General features: G+C 64.6%; 25 protein-coding genes. 5 read left to right on the forward strand and 20 right to left on the reverse strand.

Annotation, left to right across the window (positions count from 1 at the left end):
• Positions 1-8: 8 nt before the first annotated feature.
• The 3 genes from pilW to ndk all read right to left on the reverse strand — a co-directional run bounded on the left by pilW (position 9) and on the right by ndk (position 2536).
• Positions 9-842 carry a type IV pilus biogenesis/stability protein PilW gene (gene pilW / locus ACY65G_RS02970; RefSeq protein WP_464995853.1) on the reverse strand — a complete coding sequence of 278 codons (834 nt, stop codon included), beginning with the start codon at positions 840-842 and terminating at the stop codon, positions 9-11.
• Positions 842-2014, reverse strand: coding sequence for a dual-specificity RNA methyltransferase RlmN (gene rlmN / locus ACY65G_RS02975; RefSeq protein ID WP_464995854.1), 1173 nt, complete (start codon positions 2012-2014; stop codon positions 842-844). Before rlmN ends, pilW begins: the two co-directional genes overlap by 1 nt.
• A 96-nt stretch (positions 2015-2110) precedes the next feature.
• The gene (gene ndk / locus ACY65G_RS02980; protein ID WP_130188234.1) at positions 2111-2536 is read right to left on the reverse strand and encodes a nucleoside-diphosphate kinase; all 426 of its coding nucleotides are present in this window, start codon (positions 2534-2536) and stop codon (positions 2111-2113) included.
• Positions 2537-2959: 423 nt separating this feature from the next.
• Between ndk and ACY65G_RS02985 the strand changes: the two genes are divergently transcribed.
• Together ACY65G_RS02985 and ACY65G_RS02990 are read left to right on the forward strand one after the other, a co-directional pair.
• On the forward strand, positions 2960-3643 hold the full coding sequence (locus ACY65G_RS02985; protein WP_464995855.1) for a Bax inhibitor-1/YccA family protein: 684 nt from the start codon (positions 2960-2962) through the stop codon (positions 3641-3643).
• 369 nt (positions 3644-4012) lie between these two features.
• Entirely contained in the window at positions 4013-4786 is a 774-nt protein-coding gene (locus ACY65G_RS02990; protein ID WP_464995856.1) for a hypothetical protein, read from the forward strand.
• Positions 4787-4862: 76 nt separating this feature from the next.
• On the opposite strand, the gene rlmD is transcribed toward ACY65G_RS02990, so the two are convergent.
• From rlmD to ACY65G_RS03035, 9 genes are all read right to left on the reverse strand, one after another.
• Entirely contained in the window at positions 4863-6206 is a 1344-nt protein-coding gene (rlmD, locus tag ACY65G_RS02995; RefSeq protein ID WP_464995857.1) for a 23S rRNA (uracil(1939)-C(5))-methyltransferase RlmD, read from the reverse strand.
• 148 nt (positions 6207-6354) lie between these two features.
• Positions 6355-7437, reverse strand: coding sequence for an RNA polymerase sigma factor RpoS (rpoS, locus tag ACY65G_RS03000; protein WP_464995858.1), 1083 nt, complete (start codon positions 7435-7437; stop codon positions 6355-6357).
• Between the two features lie 180 nt (positions 7438-7617).
• Positions 7618-8541: a peptidoglycan DD-metalloendopeptidase family protein gene (locus ACY65G_RS03005; RefSeq protein WP_464995859.1), complete on the reverse strand. Its 924-nt coding sequence runs from the start codon at positions 8539-8541 to the stop codon at positions 7618-7620.
• Positions 8542-8752: 211 nt separating this feature from the next.
• On the reverse strand, positions 8753-9670 hold the full coding sequence (locus ACY65G_RS03010; RefSeq protein WP_464995860.1) for a protein-L-isoaspartate(D-aspartate) O-methyltransferase: 918 nt from the start codon (positions 9668-9670) through the stop codon (positions 8753-8755).
• Positions 9667-10404 carry a 5'/3'-nucleotidase SurE gene (gene surE / locus ACY65G_RS03015; RefSeq protein WP_464995861.1) on the reverse strand — a complete coding sequence of 246 codons (738 nt, stop codon included), beginning with the start codon at positions 10402-10404 and terminating at the stop codon, positions 9667-9669. Before surE ends, ACY65G_RS03010 begins: the two co-directional genes overlap by 4 nt.
• A 73-nt stretch (positions 10405-10477) precedes the next feature.
• Positions 10478-12358 carry a KGGVGR-motif variant AAA ATPase gene (locus tag ACY65G_RS03020; RefSeq protein ID WP_464995862.1) on the reverse strand — a complete coding sequence of 627 codons (1881 nt, stop codon included), beginning with the start codon at positions 12356-12358 and terminating at the stop codon, positions 10478-10480.
• A gap of 133 nt (positions 12359-12491) precedes the next feature.
• Positions 12492-13097 (reverse strand): toll/interleukin-1 receptor domain-containing protein, encoded by a 606-nt coding sequence (locus ACY65G_RS03025; protein ID WP_464995863.1) that lies wholly within the window; start codon positions 13095-13097, stop codon positions 12492-12494.
• Between the two features lie 172 nt (positions 13098-13269).
• Positions 13270-15303, reverse strand: a complete 2034-nt coding sequence (locus ACY65G_RS03030) for an ATP-dependent DNA helicase (RefSeq protein WP_464995864.1) — start codon at positions 15301-15303, stop codon at positions 13270-13272.
• 52 nt (positions 15304-15355) lie between these two features.
• Complete coding sequence (locus tag ACY65G_RS03035) at positions 15356-15556, reverse strand: YdcH family protein (RefSeq protein ID WP_464995865.1); 201 nt, start codon at positions 15554-15556, stop codon at positions 15356-15358.
• A 168-nt stretch (positions 15557-15724) separates the two neighbouring features.
• Here ACY65G_RS03035 and ACY65G_RS03040 point away from each other — a divergent pair, with 168 nt between their 5' ends.
• Positions 15725-16483 (forward strand): PP2C family protein-serine/threonine phosphatase, encoded by a 759-nt coding sequence (locus ACY65G_RS03040; protein ID WP_464995866.1) that lies wholly within the window; start codon positions 15725-15727, stop codon positions 16481-16483.
• Here the strand turns inward: ACY65G_RS03040 and ACY65G_RS03045 are convergent.
• The 3 genes from ACY65G_RS03045 to ACY65G_RS03055 are packed head-to-tail and all read right to left on the reverse strand — an operon-like array spanning position 16480 to position 18699.
• On the reverse strand, positions 16480-17787 hold the full coding sequence (locus ACY65G_RS03045; RefSeq protein ID WP_464995903.1) for an ATP-binding protein: 1308 nt from the start codon (positions 17785-17787) through the stop codon (positions 16480-16482). The two genes, ACY65G_RS03040 and ACY65G_RS03045, sit on opposite strands and share 4 nt — an antisense overlap.
• A gap of 20 nt (positions 17788-17807) precedes the next feature.
• Positions 17808-18548, reverse strand: a complete 741-nt coding sequence (locus ACY65G_RS03050; RefSeq protein WP_464995867.1) for a response regulator — start codon at positions 18546-18548, stop codon at positions 17808-17810.
• Entirely contained in the window at positions 18541-18699 is a 159-nt protein-coding gene (locus ACY65G_RS03055; RefSeq protein WP_464995868.1) for a hypothetical protein, read from the reverse strand. Before ACY65G_RS03055 ends, ACY65G_RS03050 begins: the two co-directional genes overlap by 8 nt.
• Before the next feature lie 168 nt (positions 18700-18867).
• Here ACY65G_RS03055 and ACY65G_RS03060 point away from each other — a divergent pair, with 168 nt between their 5' ends.
• Together ACY65G_RS03060 and ACY65G_RS03065 are read left to right on the forward strand one after the other, a co-directional pair.
• Positions 18868-19554, forward strand: a complete 687-nt coding sequence (locus tag ACY65G_RS03060) for a cytochrome c biogenesis CcdA family protein (protein WP_464995869.1) — start codon at positions 18868-18870, stop codon at positions 19552-19554.
• Positions 19555-19566: 12 nt separating this feature from the next.
• Complete coding sequence (locus ACY65G_RS03065) at positions 19567-20064, forward strand: thioredoxin family protein (RefSeq protein WP_464995870.1); 498 nt, start codon at positions 19567-19569, stop codon at positions 20062-20064.
• 162 nt (positions 20065-20226) lie between these two features.
• Here ACY65G_RS03065 and ACY65G_RS03070 read toward each other — a convergent pair whose 3' ends face one another.
• The 5 genes from ACY65G_RS03070 to odhB all read right to left on the reverse strand — a co-directional run bounded on the left by ACY65G_RS03070 (position 20227) and on the right by odhB (position 25318).
• Complete coding sequence (locus ACY65G_RS03070) at positions 20227-20907, reverse strand: hypothetical protein (protein ID WP_464995871.1); 681 nt, start codon at positions 20905-20907, stop codon at positions 20227-20229.
• A gap of 29 nt (positions 20908-20936) precedes the next feature.
• On the reverse strand, positions 20937-22034 hold the full coding sequence (gene zapE / locus ACY65G_RS03075) for a cell division protein ZapE (RefSeq protein ID WP_464995872.1): 1098 nt from the start codon (positions 22032-22034) through the stop codon (positions 20937-20939).
• Positions 22035-22113: 79 nt separating this feature from the next.
• Positions 22114-23547, reverse strand: a complete 1434-nt coding sequence (gene lpdA, locus ACY65G_RS03080; RefSeq protein WP_464995873.1) for a dihydrolipoyl dehydrogenase — start codon at positions 23545-23547, stop codon at positions 22114-22116.
• A gap of 3 nt (positions 23548-23550) precedes the next feature.
• Positions 23551-23913 (reverse strand): PspC domain-containing protein, encoded by a 363-nt coding sequence (locus ACY65G_RS03085; RefSeq protein WP_464995874.1) that lies wholly within the window; start codon positions 23911-23913, stop codon positions 23551-23553.
• A 145-nt stretch (positions 23914-24058) separates the two neighbouring features.
• Positions 24059-25318 (reverse strand): 2-oxoglutarate dehydrogenase complex dihydrolipoyllysine-residue succinyltransferase, encoded by a 1260-nt coding sequence (gene odhB / locus ACY65G_RS03090; protein WP_464995875.1) that lies wholly within the window; start codon positions 25316-25318, stop codon positions 24059-24061.
• Positions 25319-25377: the final 59 nt, after the last annotated feature.

The raw sequence follows: 25377 nt of genomic DNA on the forward strand, positions 1-25377 counted from the left end.
CCCCTGTCTCACTCATCAAACGCCCCGCGTTGATACGCAGCAAACTCGGGCGAGGCGGCGTGGTGGCGGCGCAGCTGCGTCGCCCAACCTTCTTCCGCCCCTTTGTCGCCGAGCCGGTGCTGCACCCTGATCGCCAGCCACAATACATCGGCCGGGAGGCTGTCGGGCCGGGCTACCTTGCCCAGCCGGGTAATGAAGAAGTTGGCGCGCGCGTAGTCGCGACGCTCGTAATAGACCCGCGCCAGATTGGCGCTGGTCGACGGCTGGTCCGGTGCCAGCTGCAATGCCTGCAGCAGGTATTGCTCGGCCCGTTCGTAATCCTTGCTCTTCAGTGCGCAACTGCCGGCATTGTTCATCGCTTTCACTGGCGATGAGTACTGGCGGCTGGCCAGCGCCGCGTCGAACCAGCGGAACGACTCGGCCACGCGGCCGTGCTGGCACAGGAACGACCCATAGTTGTTCGCGATGTCCGGGTTGTTCGGCGCCAGTTGCAGCGCGCGCTTGAAATTATCATCCGCCAGCGTCGCCTCGCCCATGCCCATGTAGATCAGCGCGCGCATGCCGTAGGCGTCCGCATAGCCGGGGTCGGCGGCGATCGCCTTCTTGATTTCATCGAGCGCGATTGGCAGCTGGCCCTGCTCGTAGTAGCCCACCGCCAGCTGCATGCGGATCTGGGCGCGCTTTTGCGCGGCCGTCGCATCCGACAGCGTGGGCAGCTCGGCCGTGCCGCTCGTCCCTCCCGTACCGCCAGGCCCGCCCGTACAAGCGGCCAGCAGCACGGCCAGCAACCCGGCCATGCCGAGGCTTGCAAGGCGTGCGCGGCACTGGACGGGCGTGGGCATCAGGAACGGATCTCCACGATCTTGCCGAAATCGGCACCGAACTTCGATTTGTACTCGGCCATCTTTTCCATGCGCTCGGCCACGCGGGTACGGTCCTTGACCTCGCCGGCGAGCTGGCCGCAGGCAGCATCGATATCGTCGCCACGGGTCTTGCGGATCGTCGTGACGATGCCGGCATTCATCAGGATCTCGGAAAACGCCTTGATGCGGGGGTTCTTCGAGCGCGTCAGGCCCGATTCCGGGAAGGGGTTGAACGGAATCAGGTTGAACTTGCAATTGATGCCGTATTGCGGGTGATTCACCAGCGCGATCAGTTCGCGCGCATGCTCGTCGGAATCGTTGAAACCGTCCAGCATGCAATATTCGAACGTGATGAAGTCGCGCGGGGCGAATTCCAGGTAACGCTTGCAGGCCGCCAGCAAGTCGGCCAGCGGGTATTTCTTGTTGAGTGGCACGAGACCGTTGCGCAGCTCGTCGTTGGAAGCGTGCAGCGACACGGCCAGCGCCACCGGCACATCCTGCGACAGCTTGTCGATCATCGGCACCACGCCCGAGGTGGACAGGGTAACGCGCCGGCGCGACAGGCCGTAGGCGTTATCGTCCAGCATCAGTTTCAGCGCGGTGGCGGTCGGCTCGTAGTTCAGCAGCGGTTCGCCCATGCCCATCATCACCACGTTGGTGATCTGGCGCTCGCCCTTCGGGCCCGGCTCGATGCCTTTCGTCCTGCGCAGTTCGAACTCGGCCATCCACAGCTGTCCGATGATTTCGGCCACCGTCAGGTTGCGGTTGAAGCCCTGCTTGCCCGTCGAACAGAAGCGGCAGTTGACGGCGCAGCCGGCCTGCGTGGAAATGCACAGGGTGCCGCGGTTTTCCTCGGGAATGAACACGGTTTCGACGGCATTGCCGTTGCCCACATCCACCAGCCACTTGCGCGTGCCGTCCGTCGAGGTATGGTCGCTGATGACCGCCGGCGCCGTGATGTGGGCGCGCGTCCTGAGTTTCTCGCGCAGCGACTTGGCGAGATCGGTCATGCTGTCGAAGTCCGACGCGCCGAACTGGTGAATCCAGCGTTGCAGCTGCTTGGCGCGGAACGGCTTCTCACCCAGCTGCGCGCAGTAATCGATCAGTTGCGCGGGATCGAGGTCCAGCAGGTTGGTGAGGGTCGTTTCCATATTCGTATCAATCGTCATTTCAAAACGCCTTCGCCCCGGACATGCCGGGGCGCCAGGCGGTACTGCTTGTAATGCTATAGCGCCGTAATCCTGAGATTAACGGGAGTACACGTTCAGTGCTGGGAAGTAGTAAGCGATTTCCACAGCGGCGGTTTCGGCAGCGTCCGAACCGTGAACGGCGTTGGCGTCGATGGAATCAGCGAAATCGGCGCGGATCGTGCCTTTTTCCGCTTTCTTCGGATCGGTTGCGCCCATCAGGTCGCGGTGTGCGGCAATGGCGTTCTCGCCTTCCAGCACGGTGATCATGACCGGACCGGACACCATGAAGTCCACCAGGTCCTTGAAGAAAGGACGTGCAGCGTGCACAGCGTAGAAGCCTTCGGCTTCCGCGCGCGACAGTTGGGTCATGCGGGCCGCCACGATTTTCAGGCCGGCACCTTCGAAACGGCTGTAGATCTGGCCGATGACGTTCTTCGCGACTGCGTCCGGTTTGATGATGGACAGGGTGCGTTCGATTGCCATTATTAAAAACTCCAGTAAAAAGAAAGGGTTAAAACGGAATTGATTTCTCGATCAACCTTTGATTTTAGCATACAACACCCCATATACTATGCGTGTTGGGGCGGAAGATGGCGTAACAAGCGGCGGAAAGCCGTGTCGAAACCCTGGAAATCGCATCAGTGCGGACGGTATCGGTTGGGAAGCCCAGCCGTTCGCAGGCAGTTGGGCGGATTCCGGAGGATTTCAAGAGTCGCACTTGAGTATCGGACCAATCGGACGAGAATCGGACGAGAATCGGACGAGAATCGGACGATATCGGACCAGAACCGGACTCGAGATCGGACTTGACAACAGTAGACCATCCCGGCGGGCTTAAGCCCTTTTCGGCACCACGCGTGCTAAGCTTTGGCAAGGGTACACCGTACCAACAAAAGGAGTGCAACTATGGCGAACTTGGAAAAAACTTATCAATATGCGGGCGGGCGTGCAGTCACCCAGAACCGCGTGCTTCGCAACACCTACTGGCTGCTGTCGCTGTCGATGATCCCGACCGTGCTGGGCGCGGCCGCCGGCATGACGTTCGGCATCCCGATGCCGGGTGGCTTCCTCGGCGCGCTGCTGTTCCTGGGCATCGCGTTCGGGTTCATGTGGGCGATCGAGAAGAACAAGCACAGCGGCGCGGGCGTGGCCCTGCTGCTGGGCTTCACGTTCTTCATGGGCCTGATGCTGACGCCCCTGCTGATGCGCACGCTGTCGTTCGCGAACGGCGGCACGCTCGTCATGCTGGCCGCCGGCGGCACCGCGGCGATCTTCGGCGTGCTGGCAAGCATCGCCACCGTGTCGAAGCGCGATTTCTCCGGCGTGGCGAAATTCGCGTTCATCGGCCTGGTGCTGATCATCCTGGCATCGCTGGCGAACATCTTCTTCGCGATCCCGGCCCTGTCGCTGACGATCTCGGTGCTGGCCATCGGCATCTTCTCCGCCTTCATCCTGTATGACGTGCAACGCATCGTCAACGGCGGCGAAACCAACTACATCAGCGCCACGCTGGCGTTGTACCTGGACGTGTACAACATCTTCACCAGCCTGCTGTCGATCCTGGGCTTCACCAGCGGCGACCGCGACTAAGGTCCCCCGCCCCTCGAAAAGCCGGCCTCGCGCCGGCTTTTTTCTTGCCTGAATGTTTCCAAAAACCGGTGTTTCCAAAAACCGGGGTCAGACCCCGGTTTTTGGAAACATTTCTGATGAAACCAGTTTCAACATGGGGCGGTGCGTGGCGGCGCACTGGATGACTACTACGACGTGGCCGGCATCAAAACAACACCGGGGAAAGTCCCCATTTTCTGGAAATTTTCCCTGTACGCAATTACCTTCAGATCAGGAAGTTCCATGAGCCTGCATGGCCGAGGTCAACGGGAGCAAGCTGAGCAGTACGTATGATGCGCCAACTCGAACGCGCGCTTGAGCCTTCCTCAATCCACTCTGCATGGAGGCTTCATGGCTTTCCCATTACGCACGTCCCTTGCCACGCTGGCACTGCTGCTGACCTCGCTCAGCGCGGCGGCGGACGGTGTTGCAACGTCATCGATCAGCAATGTCCGGTTCGAGGTGCTCGATCTTACGCCCGCCGACGGCAATCCCGCCGGCTACGACATCCTGTCGATCCAGTCATCGCTGTTTGCCAGCGTGCTCACGCCAACCGCGGAGTACTATGCCGCGGGCTATCCCACGTCATCTACGTCTGCCGCCTTGCACCTGGGCCTTGGCGGGAGCGTTGCTGAAACAAGGACGAGCGGCGCCCTGGCCGATGTTTTCGCCGCCGCGACTGGAGACCCCAGCCTTGGCGAGTATGGTCACGTGGGTGGCACGTCGAATCAGGCCGTGCACTTCATGCTGCGCCCCCACACGGTGCTGACGATCGGCGGCCACCTGTCGACGCTGGCCGAACGATGGGGCACGCCGGCTGAATACTACGACGTGGCGGGCATTGCCCATGTGGGTATCGTCGATGGGGATGGCCACACGTTCACCCAGTTCACCAGGCAAAGCCTGGCTTTCGCGGACTGGCCGGACAGGATGATGGTGGAAGACGACTTCATGCTGGCTTTCGCCAACGGCAGTGGCGAGCATCGCCCGGTGTCCGTCTACTTCCAGGCGCTGTCGAACGTGACGCGCATGGCAACACCCGTGCCGGAGCCCGCGGCGGGCTGGCTGCTCTGCGCCGGCCTGCTGGCGCTGGGCGCACGCAATGCCGTGCGCCGCGCGCGCTGAACGCGAACGCAGCTACGGCGGCATCGACTGGACCTACCGCCGGCAATACCGGGCGCAGGTCCTGGTCGGCGACCGGTCAAACGAGATCGAACACCGCCATCGATTCCACGTGCGACGTATGCGGAAACATGTTCATGACGCCCGCCTGCGACAGCGCATAGCCGGCGCGGTGAACGAGCACGCCCGCATCTCGCGCCAGCGTGGACGGGCTGCACGACACATAAACGATCCGCTTCGGCAGCAGTTCGGGGTTGGTTTCCTTCAGCTCCGCGAATGCCAGCGACAGCGCCATCGCACCATCGCGAGGCGGATCGACGAGGATGCGGTCGAATTTGCCGAGTGCGATCAGGTCGTCTTTCGTCACTTCGAACAGGTTGCGGCAGTAAAACGTGGTCTTGTCGCCGACACCGTTGACGACGGCATTCTGCTGTGCCCGCTCCGTCAGTGCGGTGCTGCCTTCGATACCGACCACTTCGCGCGCCTGGGTGGCCAGCGGCAGCGTGAAGTTCCCGATGCCGCAGAACAGGTCGGCCACGCGCTCGCCCGGCTGCACGTCCAGGTGGCGCAGCGCCTTGTGCACCAGCACGCGATTGATCTGGTGGTTCACCTGCGTGAAGTCGACGGGCTTGAACGGCATGCGAATGCCGAATTCCGGCAGCAGGTAGTGCAACTGCTTGTCCAGCGGGTAGAACGGATACGCGGTATCCGGGCCTTTCGGCTGCAGCCACCACTGGATAGTGAATTCGTCGGCGAAGGCTTTCAGCTTTGCTTCGTCGTCCGCCGTCAACGGCACCATGTTGCGCATCACGAGCACGGTCAGGTCTTCGCCGATCGCCAGTTCGAGCTGCGGCACCTTGTCGAAGATCGACAGCGAACCGATCAGCGCGCGCAGCGGCATCATCATGTCGGACACGTGCTTCGGCAGGATCTGGCAGCTCTGGATGTCGGCCACGTACACGGATTTCTTTTCATGGAAACCAACAAGCACCGTGCCCTTCTTCGCCACGTGGCGCACCGACAGGCGGGCGCGATAGCGGTAGCCCCAGGTAGGTCCTTGCAGCGGGCGCATCATGACGTCCGCCTTCACCTTGGACAGGTGCCACAGGTTGTCTTCCAGCACGCGCTGCTTGATCGCCACCTGCGCCGTCGCTTCCAGGTGCTGCATCGAGCAACCGCCGCAGTAATCGAAATGCACGCATTTCGGCTGCACACGCATGGCCGATTCGCGGTGGATCGCCGTTACGCGGCCCGATTCCCAGTTCTTTTTCTTGCGCAGCATTTCAAAGCTGACCCGCTCGCCCGGCAGCGCTCCTTCCACGAACACCACCTTGCCCGGCGTGCCGTCTTCGTTATCCTGCATATGGCCGACGCCGCGCGCGTCCATGTCGAGCGATTTGATTTCGATGCTGTTGTCTTGCATGAGTGTCTATCGGTTGGCCGGCGGAGCGGCGTTTTGGGAGGGCAATATGATAGCAGAAGGGAAGGCGGAATTTCCGCCGGGCCGGCGGCGGCCGCAACGAAATCGGGTGCATGGCACCCGCGGTGATGTTTGTGGCGGAAGGCCGGCGTCAGAGCAGCGAATCGCGCACCACGCCGCGCGCCGCCATTGCCCGCTTCAGCTTGACGAGCGCTTCCTGCTGGATCTGCCGCACGCGTTCGCGGGTCACGCCCATTTCCTCGGCCAGGGTTTCCAGCGTGGCGGGATCGTCGTTGTCGAGGCCGAAGCGCCGCATGATGACGATGCGTTGCTTGTCCGGCAGCCGCGACAGCCAGTCGCGCACCAGGTGGGTCATTTCCCGGTGTTCGGCGCGCGCGTCCGGGCTGTCGTCCGCATCGCCGGGCAGCATGTCCATCAGCGACGATTGCGGGTCGTTGTCCAGCGGCGCGTCGAGCGACGTGGCGTGTTCGGACAGCGCGAGGATGTCCTGCACTTCTTCGACGGGCCGGCCGACGAGGTCGGCAATGTCTTCGGCCGTGGCATCCTTGCCGTTGTGGTGTTGCGCTTCGAGGTGGTATTTGCCGCGCAGGATCTGGTTCAGCTCGCGCACCATGTGCACGGGCAGCCGCACCGTGCGCGCCTGGTTCATGATGGCGCGCTCGATGCTCTGGCGGATCCACCAGGTGGCATACGTGGAAAAGCGGAAACCCCGTTCGGGCTCGAACTTGTCGATCGCCCGCATCAGGCCGATATTGCCTTCCTCGATCAGGTCGAGCAGCACCACGCCGCGGTTGATGTAGTGCTTGGCGATCGAGACGACGAGCCGCAGGTTGTGCTCGATCATCTTCTGGCGGGCAGCGAAATCGCCCGATTTGGCCAGCGTGGCGAAATGCACTTCCTGCGGCGCCGTCAGCAAGGGCCGCGTGCCGATCTGGTTCAGGTAATGCTGCGTGGTGTCGGTGGAAAGCTCGGCTGCCAGGACCTTCTTCAGCTCGTCGACGCTGGCCAGCGCCGCGCCGCGGCCATCGACGGCGCCGTTGCCGCCATCGCCGTCTCGCCCGCCGCCCCTGTCGCTATCGTCGCCGCTGTCGTCGTCTGCACCAAGGTCGTCGGCAAGGCGGTCGTCCGCCAGGTGCCCGCCCCCGAAATTCTCCTCCGACATGTCGTCCGGCAGAGAGTCATCTTCCAGAGGATCGTTAGGCAAGCTTGACATGGGCGTTCACCTGGTGGACGTTGCCTGCCGGTCGGAACCTGGAAGACGGGCCTCCTGGTGGGTCGCTTTGCAACTGATCGTGGGTTGAAAGCGTTGTATTTCCGCGCCATGCGTCGTTGAAAACTGGCCTGACACGAAAATCCATCGCTTTTAACAACCACGCCGTTGCCTAGTGCCCCACTAGCGGTTCGGCAGGAATTTCGAAGGATCCACCGGTTTGCCCTGCTGCCTGATTTCAAAGTGCAGCTTGACGCTATCGGAATCGGAATCCCCCATTTCGGCGATCGCCTGCCCTTTACCCACCGTCTGGCCTTCCTTGACGAGGATGGACCGGTTGTGGGCGTATGCGGACAACAAGCCGTTACTGTGTTTTACGATGACGAGATTACCATAACCGCGGATGCCGCTACCTGCATACATCACCTTTCCTGCACCTGCCGCAAGCACTTGCTGTCCAGGCCTGCCGGCAATGTCGATGCCCTTGTTCTTGCCTTCGTCGAACTGGCCGACGACCCTGCCTTCGGCCGGCCACATCCAGCTGACTTCGCGGTCCTCGGCCGACAGCGTCGGGACTGGCGCCGCAGCCGGCACCGACGGTTTCACGCTTGCCAGCTGCACCGGCCTGTCGGCGGCCTTCGGCGCCTGGTCAGGCTTGCCGTTGCCGTCCTTGTCATTCTTCAGTTCGGTTTCGGTGTACGGCTTCTTGTCGCCTTTCGGTTCCGTTTTCTTCGGTGGCGGCGGCACGATCTTCGTCGTATCCGGCGGCATCGCGACGGCGGCGGTGCGCACGCCCGGCGCATCTTCGGGCGGCGCCACGCGCAGCACCTGATCCACCTTGATGTCGTTCGGGTTGGCGAGGTTGTTCCACGCCACGATGTCGCGGTAATTCTGGCCGTGATCGAGCGCGATGCGGATCAGCGTGTCGCCCTTCTTCACCGCGTAGTACCCCTCGCGGGTTTCCTGTACCGGCGCTGGCGCCGGCGCGGGCGGCGGCGCGCGGCGGGCGACGGGGCGCTCGATCACGGGCGCCTGGTTCGGGGTGGATGTACAGGCGGTCAACACCGCCAGCGGCAACAACACAAACAGGGAACTTTTTTTCGTCATACTCATCTGAATTTATATCTCTCGGCTACACCTGGGGGCGGCACGCGGCTGCCCGGCGGGTCGTCAACGCTATCGACATCATCGACATCGTCGTGACCGGGCATGGTCGTGCGGCCAGGCGGGTTATTACCTGTTCTTTACAGTGCGTGCTTTACAGCGCGTGCTTTGCAGTGCGGACAGTCGATCGCATTGCATTGCATCACTGCGTTCTTCACGCCGTACCGGGCCGCAGCGGTACGAAGTGGCAATCTTCGAGCATCTGGCGTTGCCATTCGCTCTTTGCCACACGCGTGACCAGCTCCAGGTGCTGGCTGCGCTCGCCTACCGGCGCAACCAGACGCCCGCCGATGGCCAGTTGCTCCAGCAGCGCCCGCGGTACTTCCAGACCCGCGGCGGCGAGGATGATGCCGTCGAACGGCGCTGCCTGTGGCAGCCCAAGCATACCATCTCCGTAGTGCAACCGCAGGTTCGGCACCCGCAGCGGCCGCAGGTTGGCTTTCGCCAGCTCATGTAACGGTTTGATGCGCTCAATGGAATACACGTCTTGTGCAATACATGCAAGAACGGCTGCCTGGTAGCCGCAACCGGTACCGATTTCCAGCACCCGCTGCAATGACGCGCCCTGTCGCATCACTTCGATCATCCGCGCCACGATATAGGGTTGCGAGATCGTCTGGTGATGGCCGATCGGCAGCGACGCATCGATATACGCTTGCGGCGCCAGCCCTTCTTCCACGAACAGGTGGCGCGGCACGGCTTCCAGCGCACTCAATACCGCCCGGTCACGCACGCCCTGCTGCGCCACCCGCGCCACCATCGCGCGCCGCACCGCGCCCGACACCAGCGCATCCTGCCGCGGCGCGGCCGGCGGCACGCGCTCGGTCGACACGCCGGCCGGGCGCCCGGGCCCCGCATTGATACCATGCGCGGCGGCCGGCGCCATGCCGGGTGCCGGTGCATGTGCCGGCTTGCTCGCCGTGTTCGAGGCGGCATGATGCAAGGCGTTGTAGGCGGCGTTGCGCGTCGCGGTCTGCGGCGTTGCCACAGGGCCAAAGACGGGCTGCTTCTTTTGCCCCTTGTCCGTCACCGACGAGAGGGGCAGCGGGAAGTTACGGGGCTTGTCGGTCATCCGAGGGCCTTTGACAGGAGGTCGAGTTGGGTGCGGTGGGTCAGGTCGATCTGCAGCGGCGTCATCGAGACATGCCCCTGCTGCACGGCGTGGAAATCGGTGCCTTCGCCGGCATCCTTGCAGGCACCGGGCGGGCCGATCCAGAAGATCTCGCGGCCCCGCGGGTCATGGGACTTGATGACCGGTTCCGCCTGGTGCCGCCGCCCCAGCCGCGTGGCGACCGGCCGGCCCAGCGCCTCGTAGGGCCGGTTCGGAATATTGACGTTCAACAGGTAGGGTTTCGCCAGCGCATCGGCATAGCGCAGCACGATGTCGCGTGCCGCCTTTGCCGCATCGTCGATATGGGCCCAGCCCCATTCGCCCTGCGAGAAGGCAATGGCCGGGATACCGAACAGGTAGCCTTCGGTCGCTGCCGCCACCGTGCCGGAATACAGCGTGTCGTCACCCATGTTCGGGCCGTTGTTGATGCCGGAAACCACCAGGTCCGGGCGTTCGACCAGCATGCCCGTCAATGCCACGTGCACGCAGTCCGTTGGCGTGCCATTGACAAAATAGAAACCATTGGCAGCCTGCTGTACCGACAGCGGCCGGTCCAGCGACAGCGAATTCGATGCGCCGGAGCGGTTGCTGTCCGGTGCCACCACCACGATGTCGGCGATCGCGGCCAGCGCGTCCGCAAGTGCGTTGATGCCGGGCGCAAGGTAGCCGTCGTCGTTACTGATCAGGATTCTCATAGGAGAATTTTACCTGAAGCAACGCCCTTCCAGCGCATGGCGACGCTTCCCGGTGCCGCAAAATGTGGCGCTTTCAGCGCAGGCGCGACGTCGACAGGTCGCCGTCCACGGCGAGCTCGTCCGGAGTGGCACGCCTTTCGCAACTCCCCGGGTAGGCGGCACGCGCCTGTTCGATGCCGAGGCCCGATGGGTCCCGCCCATGGTCGCGTCCGCGCTCGTGCCCATGTTCGCGCTCGTGCCCGTGTTCGCGTGCGTGCTCAAGTCCGTGCTCCCGCCCATGCTCTCGCCCATGCCCGTCGCGCGCGGCCGGGGACTCCGGCAGCCTCAGCCGGTTGCGGGCCTGGAGCAGCATCTTGCGGGTGCGCACCGTGTCGGCGTGTTCGGGCCCCAGCAGCCGGCTGCGCAGGGCAAGCACCTGCTCGAGCAATTCCACGGCTTCCTCGATGCGCTCGCCGTGGCACAGGATGTCGGCGCGCACCGCCAGGCTTTCGATGGTGGCCAGGTGGTCGTTGCCCAACTGACGCTGGTGGGCGTCGATGACGCTATCCTGCAGCGCCAGCGCTTCGGGAACCTGATTCAGCTGGGCCAGGGTTGCAGCCAGCGCGGAGGCCGCCTCCAGCGCCACGGGCGCGCCGGCGCCGAACAGCCGCTCGCGCACCTCCAGCACGGCCTCCTGCAGGAAATGCGCTTCCGCGTACTTCTCCTGCTCGAACAGCAGGTCGGCCAGCGCCGCCTTGCTGTCCAGCGTATCGGCATGGTCGTCGCCCAGGATCAGCACATGCAGTGCCAGGCCTTCCTCGAAGCAGCCGGCGGCCTGCTCGAGGCGGCCCTCGCGGCGATACAGTTCGCCAAGACGGGCCAGGTCGCGGGCCAGCGGCAGCGAAACGCCGCGGCCGCCGCCCCGTTCCATCGCCGCCCGGCCCTGCGCCACGGCGTTCAGCAGCGGAATTTCATCGCGCGACTGCCATGGCCGGTAGCCGCAGAGGAACCACCCGAGGAATGCCTGGAACGTGCGCGTGACGGAAAAGCGGTCGTCCTCCTCGGGATGCACGGGCAGCGGTTCGCCGCATGCGAGGCTGCGCGCCTGCTGCAGCTGCACTTCGTCGAAATAGCTTTCCAGTGAAATGCGCGATACGCCGTAAGCGTCGGCAAACGCCCGTTCGAACAATGGCTGGTAGCCCGGAATGCCGCGCTCCGGATCGCCCCGCCGCCACAGCGCACGCCGCGCCGAATCGTCCATCTCGATGCGCGAGGGCAGCGGGTAGATCAGCATCTGGCGCTGTTCGTCCTCGTGGCTGCGGCGCCAGGTGGTGGCGCGCTGCACCAGTGCCGCCATGCCTTCCAGGTTCTGGCGGTTCGGTGCAAACACGAGCACCAGTTTCGTTGGCAGCAGCGTCGTGCAGATACCCGTCGTGCCGCCGCGCCCCGCGCTGGAGTCGACGAGCACGTGCCGGAAACGCCGCGCCAGGTTTTCCGCGAATACGCGGAACAGTGCCGGGCAGGCATCGAACAACGCTTCCCAATCGAGCCGCGCGGCCCGTTCCGGGTAGCTCGCATCCTGCCGGCCCGCGCGCATCAGATACAGGGGGCGGCCATTGTCGGCCCTGGTCACGTATTGTTCCCAGCCGACCGCGTCCAGCACTGCCTGGGCGACCGCCGCGTCTTCACGTTCGGCCGTCAGGCGCGTGCGGCGCAGCAGCTGGTCGCGGCAGGCCTCGAACAGTTCCAGCACGCCCGGCCCATCCCCGCTTGCCCGGAAATAGTGGTGCAGGCCAGGTGCTTCCATGTCCCAGTCGATCATCAGCGTCGGCACGGTGGCGTTGTTGCGGCGCGCCAGCATGACGGCAAGGTTGGCCAGCGCCATCGTGCGCCCGGCACCGCCCTTGTGGGAATAGAAGGTGACGACTTCGCCGGGTTCGTCCAGCGGGGGAAGAGACAGTCGGTGCGGTTCCATGGCGGGCCCTTGTCGAAGATAAAAGCTGTGGAAACGTGCGAAAGCACGTGGAAAACGGTGTGGTCGCAGTGCGCGAATCAGTGACGAAAACTCAGTGACGGAGATTCAGTGACGAAAATTCAGTAACGGAAACTCAGCGTGGAAAATGCGGCGGCGGCATCGGGCGCCATTCCGGCGGCGCCGGCGGCAGCACGAACCGGCCGCAATCGTGCCCGGGCGGAATGCTGTATTTCAGGTAGTGATAGTGGGCGACGATGCGCTGCACCATCCTGTCGATGTCGGGCAGGTAATCGGGATTCGTTTTCAGGTCGCCCGTTGCCAGCGTGTAGCGCGAGAAATCCACGTAGAAGCCCGGTTCGCTGATCTGCGGCGGCAGGCCGATCGGGTGGCGCGTCATGATCACGGGGATGATCAGGTGGCTGGGCAGCGGATACCATGCGCGGCGCTCGGCCTCGATCATCTGCATGGCGGCGAATTCACGCCGGGTATACGGATGGGCCTCGTACTTGGGCGTGTAGATCATGATCATGCACACGCTTTCACACATGGCGCGGGCGATTTTCGCGTCGAGATCGTCGCCGCCCCCCAGCTGTTCGCTGTCGACGAACAATTCGGCTTCGGTATCGAGGTGCGGTTCGAGGTAGCAGCGCAGCGCGTCGACGAGGGCGTTGCGGAATGCCCTCATGTAGGCGTGCTGGCCGTGAGCATAGCTGAAGAAACAGCCATAGCGGATCGTCATGTCGTCCTCTCCTGTTTCTCCCCTGATTTGACTTTTTTTGTGTAACTGCTGCGGCCCACTGTAACAAGCTGGTCAACGGTTACTTTGCGCTGGCGCAAATGTCATTGGCAAGTTGACTGCGCAGTCAAACGACTGCGCAGTCAGTGCGCCGGGGAGAGCCGAGGGAGGAAGATTATTCCGCGGCGGGCGGCTGGAAAAAGGCGATCACTTCCGCCTGTTCGCGGGTGCGCTTGAACGGCGGCAGGCTTTGCCAGATGCGGCGGCCATAGGGCTTGGTGATCACGCGCGGATCGCACAGCATCAGCACGCCGCGGTCGCCTTCATCGCGGATCAGGCGGCCGGCGCCCTGCTTCAGGTTGATGATCGCTTCGGGCAGCGTGTGGTGGACGAAGCCGTTCATGCCCTTCTTTTCCATCACCTCGATGCGCGCAGCCAGCACCGGGTCGTCCGGCGGCGCGAAGGGCAGCTTGTCGATGATGACGAGCGACAGCGCCTCGCCGCGCACATCGACACCTTCCCAGAAGCTCTGGCTGCCGATCAGCACCCCGTTGCCGGCCTTGCGGAACTGATCCAGCAGTTCGGTGCGGCCACGGTCGCCCTGCACGAACAGCGGGAACTTCAGACCACGGCGCTCGAATTCGTCGCGCAGGCGTTCCGCCGCGCGCTTCACCGCGCGCAGCGTGGTGCACAGCAGGAAGGTGCGCCCGCCGGCCGCCTCGATGACGGGCAGCGCGCTGTCGAGCACCGCGTCCGTGTAGCCCAGCGAGTTCGGATCGGGCAAGCCCTGCGGCACATACAGGATGCCCTGCTCCGCGTAGTCGAATGGGCTGGGCCATGACATCGCCGGCTCGTCGTACAGCCCCAGTTGATGGGAGAAGTGCTTGAAGTCGTTCTTCACCGCCAGCGTGGCCGACGTGAAGATCCAGCTGCGTGGCGTGCCTTCGCGCTGGTTGCTGAAGATCTGCGCGATCGACAGCGGCGTCTTGTGCAGTTGCAGCGAGCTGGCGAACGCCTCCACCCAGTACACGGCCTCCTTGCCCGGCGGCACCTTCACCTTCGGGTCGTAGGTCCAGTCCTTGTATTTCTGGGCCAATTCCAGGCCGCGCGTGCGGCAATGGTCGATGGTCTCGGCGCGCTGCGCCTGCCCTTCCAGCACTTCCAGCATGCCGTCCAGCTCCTGCTTGAGCTTTTCCAGCGCCGGGAAGAAGTCGGACGACGGCGCGATCTGCGGCAGCGACAGGCGCACCACGTCCTGCGGGAATGTCAGGCGCAGGTCGCGCGCCGCCTTTTCCACCGACGAAACCACGCTGGCCCAGTTGGCGCCGTCGCGCGCATGCGCCAGGCCTTCGGCCAGCACGTCGCGGCACAGTTCCAGCACCTGGCTGGTGGACACCGTCTCGCCGAAGAACAGCGTGGCCGTATCGGGCAGCTGGTGCGCCTCGTCGAAGATGATGGTGTTCGCGGACGGCAGCAGCTCGGCCACGCCGGTATCCTTCAGCGCCACGTCGGCAAAGAACAGGTGGTGGTTGACCACCACCACGTCCGCCTGCTGCGCCTCGCGCCGCGCCTTCAGCACGAAGCAATCCTGGTTGTACTGGCACTCCTGCCCGACGCAATTCTCGCGCGTGGACGTGACGAGGTTCCACACCGGCGCGTTTTCCGGCACGCGCGCCAGTTCCGCCTTGTCGCCGGTCTGCGTCATCTTCAGGAAGCGCGAGATTTCGCGCAGGTAGCCCACGTCCTCGCGCGACGTCATCCGGCCGTTCGCCAGCGTGCGCTCCAGGTGGTAATGGCACAGGTAATTGCCGCGGCCTTTCAGCAGCGCCACCGATACCGGCGCCTTCAGCGCGGCGCGCACGGTGGGAATATCGCGCAGGAACAGCTGGTCCTGCAGGTTCTTCGTGCCGGTCGACACGATCGTCTTGCCGCCCCACATCAGTGCCGGCACCAGGTAGGCAAACGTCTTGCCCGTGCCGGTGCCCGCTTCGGCGATCAGTGTCTGCTGTTCGGCGATGGCCTGGGCGATGGCCTTGGCCATCTCGGTTTGCGATTTGCGGGGACGAAAACCGCCGACCGCCGGCCCCAGCGGGCCGCCGACGCCGAACAGCCGCTCGACTTCGGCATCGTGTTTGCCGGGAGCGGCCGCGGAAACGGAATCGTCGCCATGGCCGTCGGGAACGGCTGGCGTCTGGTCTTGGTCGGTCAATTTGCTTTTTACTTCGTGGTTACTGGGTTATTGCGTGGTGCAAATCAGGGAATCAGGCAGGTACGTCGGGCACCAGCTGCATCTTCAACAGCGTGATGTAGTCCTTCAATTGCAGTTTGCGTTTCTTCAAACGACGCAGCTGGAGCTGGTCGTGATGGCCCTCGCGCGTCAGCATTTCGATCACCGCATCGAGGTCGCGATGCTCCACGTCCAGTTCGACGATGCGGCGCCGGATCTCATCTTCATTCTTCATGGGGGAATTCGCTACCAGTGTGGGGCTACCAACATCAAGGCCAACATCGTCTTGCCAACATCGCAACAATCCGCATGGCAACTATTGCTTGCCATCAAACTGCTTACCGGTGCATAGTTTAACTCAGGTGAGCAATGGAAAGAAGCAGCGGGGATTTTTCCCGCAATTATGAGCATTTACAAACTTGAAGCCGGCACCGCGCAGCATGTGGGCAACCGGCCTGTCCAGCACGACCGCGCGGCCCTGTTCACGGCCGCGCAGGCACCTGGCTACGTGCTTGCCGTCGTTGGCGATGGCGGTGCCGCGAACGCGGTCGGCGCCGAGCAACTGCTGCACACAGCTAAACAATTGTTCGACCAGTACCGGCCCGGCGATGCGCCCAGCGTCGAACGCGCCGGCCAGCTGCTGCGTGCCATTGCCCAGGAAACGCACGAGGTGCTGGCCATGAACCCGTTGCCCCAGGCCGGCACTGCCCGGGCGTCGATGGCGCTGCTGGTGCTGACGCCGGCCCGACAGGCCATCTGGGCCACGGTGGGCTACACCCGGCTGTATCGCTTCGCGAACGGCGCCCCGGCCGGCAAGACGGGGGATGCCGGCTACATCGACCATCTTGTCGCCCACGACGGGATCCCGCCCGATACCGCCCGCCGGCACCGCACTTCGCTGCTGCTGAACAATGTACTGGGCAACCGGCTGAAGGCGCCCTTCGTGTCCGTCGGCTGCCATGACAACCTGCAGGCGGGCGACGGCTTCCTGCTGTGCACGGACGGCCTGTGGCCCTGGTTCGCCGACAGCGAACTGGCCGCCGCCGTGTCGCGCCGCACGCCGCGCCAGGCCGCCGAACTGCTGGTCGACAAGGCCGCGGAACGCGCGCAGGGCAATGGCGACAACTGCACGATGGCGATCCTGCGGCTGGTGGCGCCCTAGGGAACCTGGGTAACCGCCTCGGGCAGCACCACCCTCGCCTCCAGCCCGCCACCTTCCCGGTTGCGCAACACGATCTCGGCGCCCAGCGTCGTCGCCAGTTGCCGCACGATCGACAAGCCGAGCCCGGTCCCTCCGGTATCCCGGTTGCGCGATTCTTCCAGCCGCACGAACGGTTCGAACACGGCAGCCAGCTGGTCGTCCGGAATGCCCGGCCCGCGATCGAGCACGGCGATCGTCGCCCGGCCGCCGGGCGCCACACCCAGTTCGATTTCCGCCGCGCCACCGAATTTCAGCGCATTGTCGGCCAGGTTCCCCAGGATGCGCTTCAAGGCCTGCGGTTTCGTGACGAGCGGCGTGCCGACCGTGCCGCGCAGGCTCACGTCCTGCCCGGCATCGATGTAGTCGCACACCAGGCTGTCGACCAGTGCGTCAGGATCGATCCGGCGCGGCGCTTCCTGCGTGCCGTGCAGCGTCTTCGCATACGCCACGCCCTCCTTCACCAGCGTTTCCAGCTCGCGCAAGTCCTGCCGCAGCTTGCCCTGTTCGAGGCTCTCGTCCATCATGTCGACCCGCATGCGCATGCGGGTGATCGGCGTCTGCAGGTCGTGCGAGATCGCCGCGAGGATACGGATGCGTTCGGCCACGTACAGCGCGATACGCTCCTGCATCGCGTTGAATGCCCGGGCGGCGCGCACCACTTCGGACGGTCCCTCTTCCGGCAGCAAGGTCGCCTTCATGTCCGGCCCCAGGCCGTCTGCGGCCTGCGCAAGCTGGTGCAGCGGGCGGGTGGCGAGGCGCACGGCCACCCAGCAGCAGGCTCCCAGCAACGCCAGCTGCACCGCCAGCAAAGCCGGCAGCCAGCCCGACAGCGGCGCGCCGGCCATCGGGCGCATGTCGATCGTCAGCGGCGCACCGTCCGACAGCGCCAGGTGCACCTGGAACCGCTCGGTATCGCCCGGTACCATGTTCGCCGTCAACGGGTAGCGCTTGCCGATGCCGTCCGCGATCGCGCCGGCGAAGCGCTGCGACAGTTCCGCGTCCGGCGCCACGCCGGTGATGCCGGGGCCCAGGAGGAACCGGTAGCTGCGCCGCGCCAGCTGGGGCAGCCAGCGTTCGCGTTCGGCGGCCGGCAGGTGGTCGAGCAGCGCGACGGACGTGACCACTTCGCGCTCGACGTAGCCGGTCATGATGTCCAGGAGGGCGCGGTCGCGCTCCATCACCGTCAGCCAGGTGGACAAAGCCTGGGCCATGGCCAGGCCCACGCACAGGATCAGGGTGATGCGCGCGAACAGGCTGCGCGGCATGACGTGGTACGAAAGCCGGCTCACGGCGGATCCGCCAGCAGCGTCACGGCCGACGAGAATACATAGCCCTCGTTGCGCAGCGTCTTGATGTAGCGGGGTTCGCGCGCGCCGTCGCCCAGGCGCTGGCGCAGGCGGCTCACCAGCAGGTCGATCGAGCGGTCGTAGATGTCGGCATTGCGGCCCTGTGTCAGGTTCATCAGCTGGTCGCGATTGAGCACGCGCTGCGGATGGTCGAGGAACACGCGCAGCAGCCGGTACTCGGCGCCGGACAGCGCGACCATCGTGCCCTGCTCGTCGAGCAGGTGGCGGTGCGTGGTGTCGAGCTTCCATTCGCCGAAGGCCAGCATCTGCACGCTTTCCGTCACCTGGATGTTCGGCGGCAGCATGCGCGTGCGGCGCAGCACGGCGCGGATGCGGGCCAGCAGCTCGCGCACGCCGAAGGGCTTGGCGAGATAGTCGTCGGCGCCCATTTCCAGGCCGATGATGCGGTCCACCTCGTCGCCGCGCGCGGTCAGCATCAGCACCGGCACGTTGCGGTGCTTGCCCGAGCGCAGCTCGCGGCACAGCGCCAGGCCATCCTCGCCTGGCAGCATCAGGTCCAGGATGATCAGGTCGGGAACGGCCGCTTCCAGCGCGGCACGCATCTGGCGGCCGTTGGCGGCCACCGAGGTGCGCATCCCTTCCTTTTCCAGGTAAGTCGCGAGCAGCTCGCGGATGCCATGGTCGTCGTCGACGACCAGGATATGGTCGGTGTCAGTCATCGCTTTGTTCATCGCTGCATGTTAGCTCACGGCGCTTCACTTGTATTGCCACCAAAGGACAGGGTCCGGCGTGGCGCAGCTCGGCGGCCATGCCGGCGCCCGCGAACAGCACCACCGCCACCATGCGCCGGAAAGTCTCGAACAAGTTCATTTGATTGCCTCCTTGGCGACGTTATAGCCGATCGCCGGCGGGCGTTTGTATGCCAATGTATCCGGCCCCGGCGCGGACAAACAGCGTTTCGTTTCTCCCCATGGCGCGACACATCGGCGATACGTGGCGGCGGTCCAATGGACACATCGCCACTTACCGGAGCCCACCATGCATCACCTGCTCGACGCACCGCTGGCGCTGGCCGCCGGCGTCTTCACCGTCGCCTCGCCCTGCATCCTGCCCGTGTTGCCGATCCTGTTCGGCACGGCCGCCGGCCAGTCCGGCAAGGCCTTCAGCCGCTCGGGGCCCTTCATGACGATGGCCGGCTTCATCGTTACCTTCACCGCGTTCGGCCTGCTGCTGGGCGCGGCGTCGAGCGCCGTGCACGTGGCGCAGGAAACGCTGCGCAACGTCTCGCTGCTGCTGCTCGGCGCATTCGGCCTGCTGCGCATCTGGAGCAAGCCCTACGACTGGCTGATGGCCAGGCTGCCATCGTTTCCCGTGCCGGCAAATGGCGGCTTCCTGCTGGGCGCCTCGCTGGGCGCCGTGTGGACGCCGTGCGCCGGCCCGGTACTGGCATCGATCCTCGTGCTGGTGGCCGGCGCGCAGGACGTGGCGCGCTCGGCGTGGCTGCTGTGCCTGTATGCGGTGGGCGCCGCCGTGCCGATGCTGGCGATCCTGCTGGGCGGCCAGGCCGTCACGCAGCGGGTGCGCCTGGTCGCCCGGCACAGCGTGCGCTTGCAGCAGGTGTTCGGCGCGCTGATCGTGCTCACCGCGCTGGCCATGTACTTCCAGTACGACGCGCTGCTGTATGCCAAGGCCGCCGACTTCTTCCCGGCTTTTTCCCTGATCTGAAAGGACCCTGACATGAAAACCATCCTCACCCTGATCGCCGCCGCCCTGGTTGCCACCAGCGCCGCCGCCGCCCCCACTGCTGCGCCCGAATTCGCCGGCATCGAACAATGGCACAACAGCGCCCCGCTGACGATGCAGCAGTTGCGCGGCAAGGTCGTGCTGGTCGATTTCTGGACCTACACGTGCATCAACTGCATCCGCACGCTGCCGCACGTCACCGAATGGCACCGCAAGTACAAGGACCAGGGGCTGGTCGTGGTCGGCGTCCACACGCCCGAGTTCCCGTTCGAGCGCAGTGCCGCCAACGTGAAAAAAGCCATCGGCCGGTTCGACATCGCCTACCCGGTCGCCCAGGACAACCGCTACGCCACCTGGAATGCCTATGCCAACCAGTACTGGCCGGCCGTCTACCTGATCGACAAACAGGGGCGGGTCGTCTACACGCACTTCGGCGAAGGCGACTACGACAAGACCGAAGCCAGGATCCGCACGCTGCTGGCGCAGAAATAGTCACTGCAAGCAAAACTGGGGACGTACCCTGGTTTCCAGGAAATCTTGCCCGGAAACAGGGGTACGTCCCCAGTTTTTTATTCGGGGACTGTCTCCGAATTCCTGGAAATTTTGTGAAAAAAAGCCGGCATCGCTGCCGGCGTTTCGCTATGGGTGCATCGCTTACTTGCCTTGCGCCTTCTGCTTTGCCTGTTCGGCCTCGGCCGCCTTCTTCGCGGCTTCGTCGGCTTCCCGTTTTGCACGCTTGGCTTCGCGCTCGGCCTGCTTTTCGGCCACGCGCTTCTGCCGCTCGGCGGCGTCGACCTGCTTTTGCTGGAACGCTTCGACCTTGCGGGCGCGTTCGCCCGCCTCGGCGGCCTGCTGCGCGGCGCGCTGCTGCTCGTGGGCCGCGTGTTCGGCCTGGCGCTGGGCAGGCAGCGTCCTGGCCGGCTGCGGGCGCGGCTTGTCGGCCGGAGTCGTGTGCGGCGCGGGAGGATTGGCGGCGCGGGAGGCGCCTTCGGCGGCATCGCGCTCGTTGCGGTCCTGCAGCTCGCGGTCGCGCAGGTCGACGGCGCTCTTGCGCTTGAAATGGTTGGCGTCGATCTCGAGCACGCGCAATCCGGCCAGCCGCGCGCGCCGCTCTTCCTTGATCTTGTCCAGGCAGTTATTGACGAAGAACTTCGAGTAGCACACCGCCTCGCCGGCGGTGTACTCGGTTTCGGCCGCCGCGCGGTCCCGGGCCACCTGCGCAAGTACCGCGTCGGCCTGTTCCACCGACTGGACGGGCGCGGCAGGCTGCGCCAGCGCGCCGCCGGCCAGCAGCAGGCCGCCCATCCACATCCAAGCTTTCAAATGCAATGCCATCTTTCGATCCGTGAATTTCAAGGGTCAGGTCAAGTCAATGCGGCCGCGCCGCCGCGCTGGGCCTTCTCCATGTACTCGCGCGACTGCATCTCGACGATGCGCGACACGGTGCGGTGGAATTCGTTGGCCAGCATGCCCGATGTGTACAGTTCTTCCGGCTCGACCTCGGCGGACATCACCAGCTTCACGCCCTGGTCGTAGAACACGTCGATCAGCCATGTGAAGCGGCGCGCTTCGGACGACTGGCCGGCCGACATCATCGGCACACCGGACAATATCACGGTATGGAAACGGCTGGCGATTTCCAGGTAGTCGTTCTGCGAGCGGGGGCCGCCGCACAGCGTGTGGAAGTCGAACCAGATCACGGTGCCGGCGCGGCGCAGCGCGCGCAGCTCGCGCCCTTCGATCGTCACGTGCGGATCCTCTTCCTGCGTATCGGCCAGCTTGAGGAACGCATCGCGCAGCTGGTGGTCGGTCGTGGCATTGAGCGGCGTGTAATACGCATCCACCTGCTCCAGCGCGCGGCCGCGATAGTCCACGCCGGCATCCACGTTCAGTACATCCATCCTGTCCTGCAGCAGCGCGATGGTGGGCAGGATGCGGTCGCGGTGCAGCCCGTCCGGGTACAGCGTCGACGGCTCGTAGTTCGAGGTCATGATGAACGACACGCCATTGTCGTACAGCGCCTTCATCAGGTTATACAGGATCATCGCATCGGCCACGTCCGACACGTGGAATTCGTCGAAGCAGATCAGCCGGTATTTCTTGGCGATGCGCTTGGCCACTTCGTCGAGCGGATCGGCAATGCCCATCAGCTCGTCGAGCTGGATGTGCACGGCGCGCATGAATTCATGGAAGTGCAGGCGCGTCTTGCGCACCACGGGCACCACCGAATAGAACGAATCCATCAGGAACGACTTGCCGCGCCCCACGCCGCCCCACATGTACACGCCGCGTGGCGGGTCGGGCCGGTTGATCAGGCGCTTGAAGCTGTTCGAGCGCTGGGCCTTGTAGTCCACCCATTCGTCGTAGCACTGCTGCAGCCGTTCCACGGCGCGGCGCTGGGCTTCATCGGGCTTGAAGTTGCGCTGTTCCAGCGCGTGCTGGTAAAACTCGAGGACGTTCATGAGAGATTCTGTTCATACAAAAACACCGGGCCGGCCAAGTGGATTGCTTGGCCGGCCCGGCAGGGACGTCAAACCGAGCTTAGAAGTTCAGCGTGCGCTTGTCGACGGCCAGTGCCGCTTCCTTGGTTGCTTCCGACAGCGACGGGTGCGCGTGGCAGATGCGGGCGATGTCCTCGGCCGAAGCCTTGAACTCCATCGCCACGACGGCTTCGGAGATCAGCTCGGAAGCCATCGGGCCCACGATGTGCACGCCCAGGATCTCGTCGGTCGTGGCATCGGCCAGGAACTTCACCATGCCGGACGTATCGCCCAGCGCGCGTGCGCGGCCGTTGGCCAGGAACGGGAACGTGCCTGCCTTGTAGGCGGTACCGGCGGCCTTCAGCTGCTGCTCGGTCTTGCCGACCCACGCGATTTCCGGCGACGTGTAGATCACCCATGGAATCGTGTCGAAGTTGGTGTGGCCATGCTGGCCGGCGATACGCTCGGCCACGGCAACGCCCTCTTCCTCGGCCTTGTGCGCCAGCATCGGGCCGCGCACCACGTCGCCGATCGCCCACACGTTCGGCAGGTTGGTCTTGCACTCGTCGTCCACGGCGATGAAACCGCGCTCGTCCAGCGCCAGGCCAGCCTTGTCGGCAGCCAGGCCGTTCGTGTTCGGGGTACGGCCGATCGAGACGATCAGCTTGTCGAACACGGTTTCCTGGGCGGCGCCCGACGCATCCGCGTACTTCACGGTCACGTTATTGTCGCCCGCGGTCACGGATTCCACCTTCACGCCCAGGCTGATCTTCAGGCCCTGCTTCGTGAACAGCTTGTGCGCTTCCTTGGCGATCTGTTCGTCGACAGCGCCCAGGAACGTCGGCAGGCCTTCCAGCACGGTCACGTCGGAACCCAGGCGGCGCCACACGGAGCCCATCTCCAGGCCGATCACGCCGGCACCGATCACGCCCAGCTTGGCCGGCACGCCTTCGATGGCCAGCGCGCCCGTGTTCGACAGGATCAGCTTTTCATCGAACGGTGCGCCCGGCAGCGCGCGGGCGTTGGAACCCGTGGCCACGATCACCTGCTTGCCGGTGATCGTCTCGGTCGTCGGGCCGGAGATCTCGATCGGGTAGCCTTCCGCGCCAGCTGCGCCGCCGAACGCGCCGCGGCCGTGGAAGAAGGTCACCTTGTTTTTCTTGAACAGGTACAGGATGCCGTCGTTGTTCTGCTTGACGACGTTGTTCTTACGCTTGAGCATCTGACCCAGGTTCAGCGCCAGGCCGGACACTTCGATGCCGTGTTCCTTGAACGCGTGGCCGGCATGCTCGAAGTGCTCGGACGATTGCAGCAGCGCCTTCGACGGGATGCAGCCGACGTTGGTGCAGGTGCCGCCCGGGGCCGGGCCGCCCTTTTCGTTGGCCCATTCATCGATACATGCCACGGAAAAGCCCAGCTGTGCCGCGCGGATTGCCGCGATATAGCCGCCGGGGCCGGCGCCGATCACCACTACGTCGAATTGTTTAGTGCTCATGTGTCATTTCCCAATTATTTCGTCGCCCGGCAGACGTTCCTCTTCCGGGACGAATATCCACAACAGAATGTAAATCACCAGCCCGAAGCCGAACGAGATCGTGAACAGCACGAACACGAGCCGCCAGATCCATGCATCGACACCGGAAGCCTTGCCGAGCCCGCCGCATACGCCACCGAGCCAGCGGTCGGCGCGCGAACGGCGCAACCGCGACAGCTCGCTGGACAGGTCGCCGTTGCCGGCGGACGCCGCTTGGCCAGGTGCGCCATCGAGCAGGCGTTCCTTGGCGCGGGCGAATTCCGCGTCGGTCAGGGCACCCGCCTGGTGCAGCTCGTGCAGGCGGCGGATTTCGTCGGAGATGGTCACAGGATGCCTCTCGCTTTAGTGCCGGGGTGCCTTGAGAGCACTTGCGCCGGCGGGAAAAACCGGTGTCCGACACCCAAGGGTGTCCGACACCACGTCTTCACACGCCGGCGGCGTACCGGCACGCGGTGATTTACCTACGCTTCGATTACAGATCCAGCAGCAGGCGCGCCGGATCTTCCAGCGCTTCCTTCATCGCCACCAGGCCCAGCACGGCTTCGCGGCCGTCGATGATGCGGTGGTCGTACGACATCGCCAGGTAGTTCATCGGGCGGATCACGATCTGGCCGTCTTCCACCACGGCGCGGTCCTTGGTCGCGTGCACGCCCAGGATCGCCGATTGCGGCGGGTTGATGATCGGGGTCGACAGCATGGAGCCGAAGGTGCCGCCGTTCGAGATCGAGAACGTGCCGCCGGTCAGGTCGTCCAGCGTCAGCTTGCCTTCCTTGGCTTTCTGGCCGAATTCGCCGATCTTCTTCTCGATCTCGGCGATCGTCATCTGGTCGGCGTTGCGCAGGATCGGCACCACCAGGCCGCGCGGCGAACCGACAGCGATACCGATGTCGAAGTAGCCGTGGTAGACGATGTCGTTACCGTCGACCGATGCGTTGATGATCGGGTATTTCTTCAGGGCGGCCACGGCGGCCTTCACGAAGAACGACATGAAGCCCAGCTTCACGCCGTGCTCTTTCTCGAACTTGTCCTTGTACTTGTTGCGCAGGTCCATCACCGGCTTCATGTTCACCTCGTTGAAGGTGGTCAGGATGGCGTTGGTGGATTGCGATTCCACGAGGCGCTCGGCGATACGGGCGCGCAGGCGGCTCATCGGCACGCGCTCTTCCGGACGGTCGCCCAGGTTCAGCGACGTCGGCGCGGCGATCTTCTGCAGCGCAGGCTTGGCGGCGGCTGGCGCGGCGGCCGGTGCCGGTGCGGCAGAAGGTTTGGCAGAAGCGGCCAGGGCGTCGCCCTTGGTCACGCGGCCATCCTTGCCGGAGCCGGACACGTCGGTCGCGGACAGGCCTTTTTCGGACAGGATCTTGGCGGCGGCCGGCATGGCCACATCGCCTTTCGCGCCACCGGTGGCGGCTGCGGCCGGAGCCGGCGTCGGTGCGGCTTCGACCGAGACAGGTGCCGCGGTGACGGGAATTGGCGAAGCCACGGCGGTAGCTTCCGTGTCGATGATCGCGATCACCTGGTCGGCCACGACGGTGGCGCCGTCGTTCTGGATGATCTGCACGATCACGCCGGCGGCGGGTGCCGGCAGTTCAAGAACCACCTTGTCGGTTTCGATGTCGATCAGGTTTTCATCGCGCGTGACAGTTTCGCCAACCCGCTTGTGCCAGGCCAGCAGGGTCGCTTCGGCGACGGATTCCGACAGTTGGGGAACTTTGACTTCGATTTGTGCCATTGGTAAAACTCCGTGTATTCGATAGATGCGTTGGCGCCGCGCGGCTTCCGGTCCGGAAG

The organism is Pseudoduganella sp. jia 12 (genome assembly GCF_055502675.1).

What these genes read in the sequence shown, in the direction of transcription:
- surE (WP_464995861.1), bottom strand. Translation starts at nt 10,404, where the DNA reads ATGAGAATCCTGATCAGTAACGACGACGGCTACCTTGCGCCCGGCATC.
- ACY65G_RS03065 (WP_464995870.1), top strand. Translation starts at nt 19,567, where the DNA reads ATGAAAACCATCCTCACCCTGATCGCCGCCGCCCTGGTTGCCACCAGC.
- ACY65G_RS03005 (WP_464995859.1), bottom strand. Translation starts at nt 8,541, where the DNA reads ATGACGAAAAAAAGTTCCCTGTTTGTGTTGTTGCCGCTGGCGGTGTTG.
- rpoS (WP_464995858.1), bottom strand. Translation starts at nt 7,437, where the DNA reads ATGTCAAGCTTGCCTAACGATCCTCTGGAAGATGACTCTCTGCCGGAC.
- zapE (WP_464995872.1), bottom strand. Translation starts at nt 22,034, where the DNA reads ATGAACGTCCTCGAGTTTTACCAGCACGCGCTGGAACAGCGCAACTTC.
- ACY65G_RS03010 (WP_464995860.1), bottom strand. Translation starts at nt 9,670, where the DNA reads ATGACCGACAAGCCCCGTAACTTCCCGCTGCCCCTCTCGTCGGTGACG.
- ACY65G_RS03040 (WP_464995866.1), top strand. Translation starts at nt 15,725, where the DNA reads ATGAGCATTTACAAACTTGAAGCCGGCACCGCGCAGCATGTGGGCAAC.
- pilW (WP_464995853.1), bottom strand. Translation starts at nt 842, where the DNA reads ATGCCCACGCCCGTCCAGTGCCGCGCACGCCTTGCAAGCCTCGGCATG.
- ACY65G_RS02990 (WP_464995856.1), top strand. Translation starts at nt 4,013, where the DNA reads ATGGCTTTCCCATTACGCACGTCCCTTGCCACGCTGGCACTGCTGCTG.
- odhB (WP_464995875.1), bottom strand. Translation starts at nt 25,318, where the DNA reads ATGGCACAAATCGAAGTCAAAGTTCCCCAACTGTCGGAATCCGTCGCC.
- ACY65G_RS03035 (WP_464995865.1), bottom strand. Translation starts at nt 15,556, where the DNA reads ATGAAGAATGAAGATGAGATCCGGCGCCGCATCGTCGAACTGGACGTG.
- rlmD (WP_464995857.1), bottom strand. Translation starts at nt 6,206, where the DNA reads ATGCAAGACAACAGCATCGAAATCAAATCGCTCGACATGGACGCGCGC.
- lpdA (WP_464995873.1), bottom strand. Translation starts at nt 23,547, where the DNA reads ATGAGCACTAAACAATTCGACGTAGTGGTGATCGGCGCCGGCCCCGGC.
- ndk (WP_130188234.1), bottom strand. Translation starts at nt 2,536, where the DNA reads ATGGCAATCGAACGCACCCTGTCCATCATCAAACCGGACGCAGTCGCG.
- ACY65G_RS03060 (WP_464995869.1), top strand. Translation starts at nt 18,868, where the DNA reads ATGCATCACCTGCTCGACGCACCGCTGGCGCTGGCCGCCGGCGTCTTC.
- ACY65G_RS03070 (WP_464995871.1), bottom strand. Translation starts at nt 20,907, where the DNA reads ATGGCATTGCATTTGAAAGCTTGGATGTGGATGGGCGGCCTGCTGCTG.
- rlmN (WP_464995854.1), bottom strand. Translation starts at nt 2,014, where the DNA reads ATGGAAACGACCCTCACCAACCTGCTGGACCTCGATCCCGCGCAACTG.
- ACY65G_RS03055 (WP_464995868.1), bottom strand. Translation starts at nt 18,699, where the DNA reads ATGAACTTGTTCGAGACTTTCCGGCGCATGGTGGCGGTGGTGCTGTTC.
- ACY65G_RS03045 (WP_464995903.1), bottom strand. Translation starts at nt 17,787, where the DNA reads ATGCCGCGCAGCCTGTTCGCGCGCATCACCCTGATCCTGTGCGTGGGC.
- ACY65G_RS03025 (WP_464995863.1), bottom strand. Translation starts at nt 13,097, where the DNA reads ATGACGATCCGCTATGGCTGTTTCTTCAGCTATGCTCACGGCCAGCAC.
- ACY65G_RS03050 (WP_464995867.1), bottom strand. Translation starts at nt 18,548, where the DNA reads ATGACTGACACCGACCATATCCTGGTCGTCGACGACGACCATGGCATC.
- ACY65G_RS03020 (WP_464995862.1), bottom strand. Translation starts at nt 12,358, where the DNA reads ATGGAACCGCACCGACTGTCTCTTCCCCCGCTGGACGAACCCGGCGAA.
- ACY65G_RS02985 (WP_464995855.1), top strand. Translation starts at nt 2,960, where the DNA reads ATGGCGAACTTGGAAAAAACTTATCAATATGCGGGCGGGCGTGCAGTC.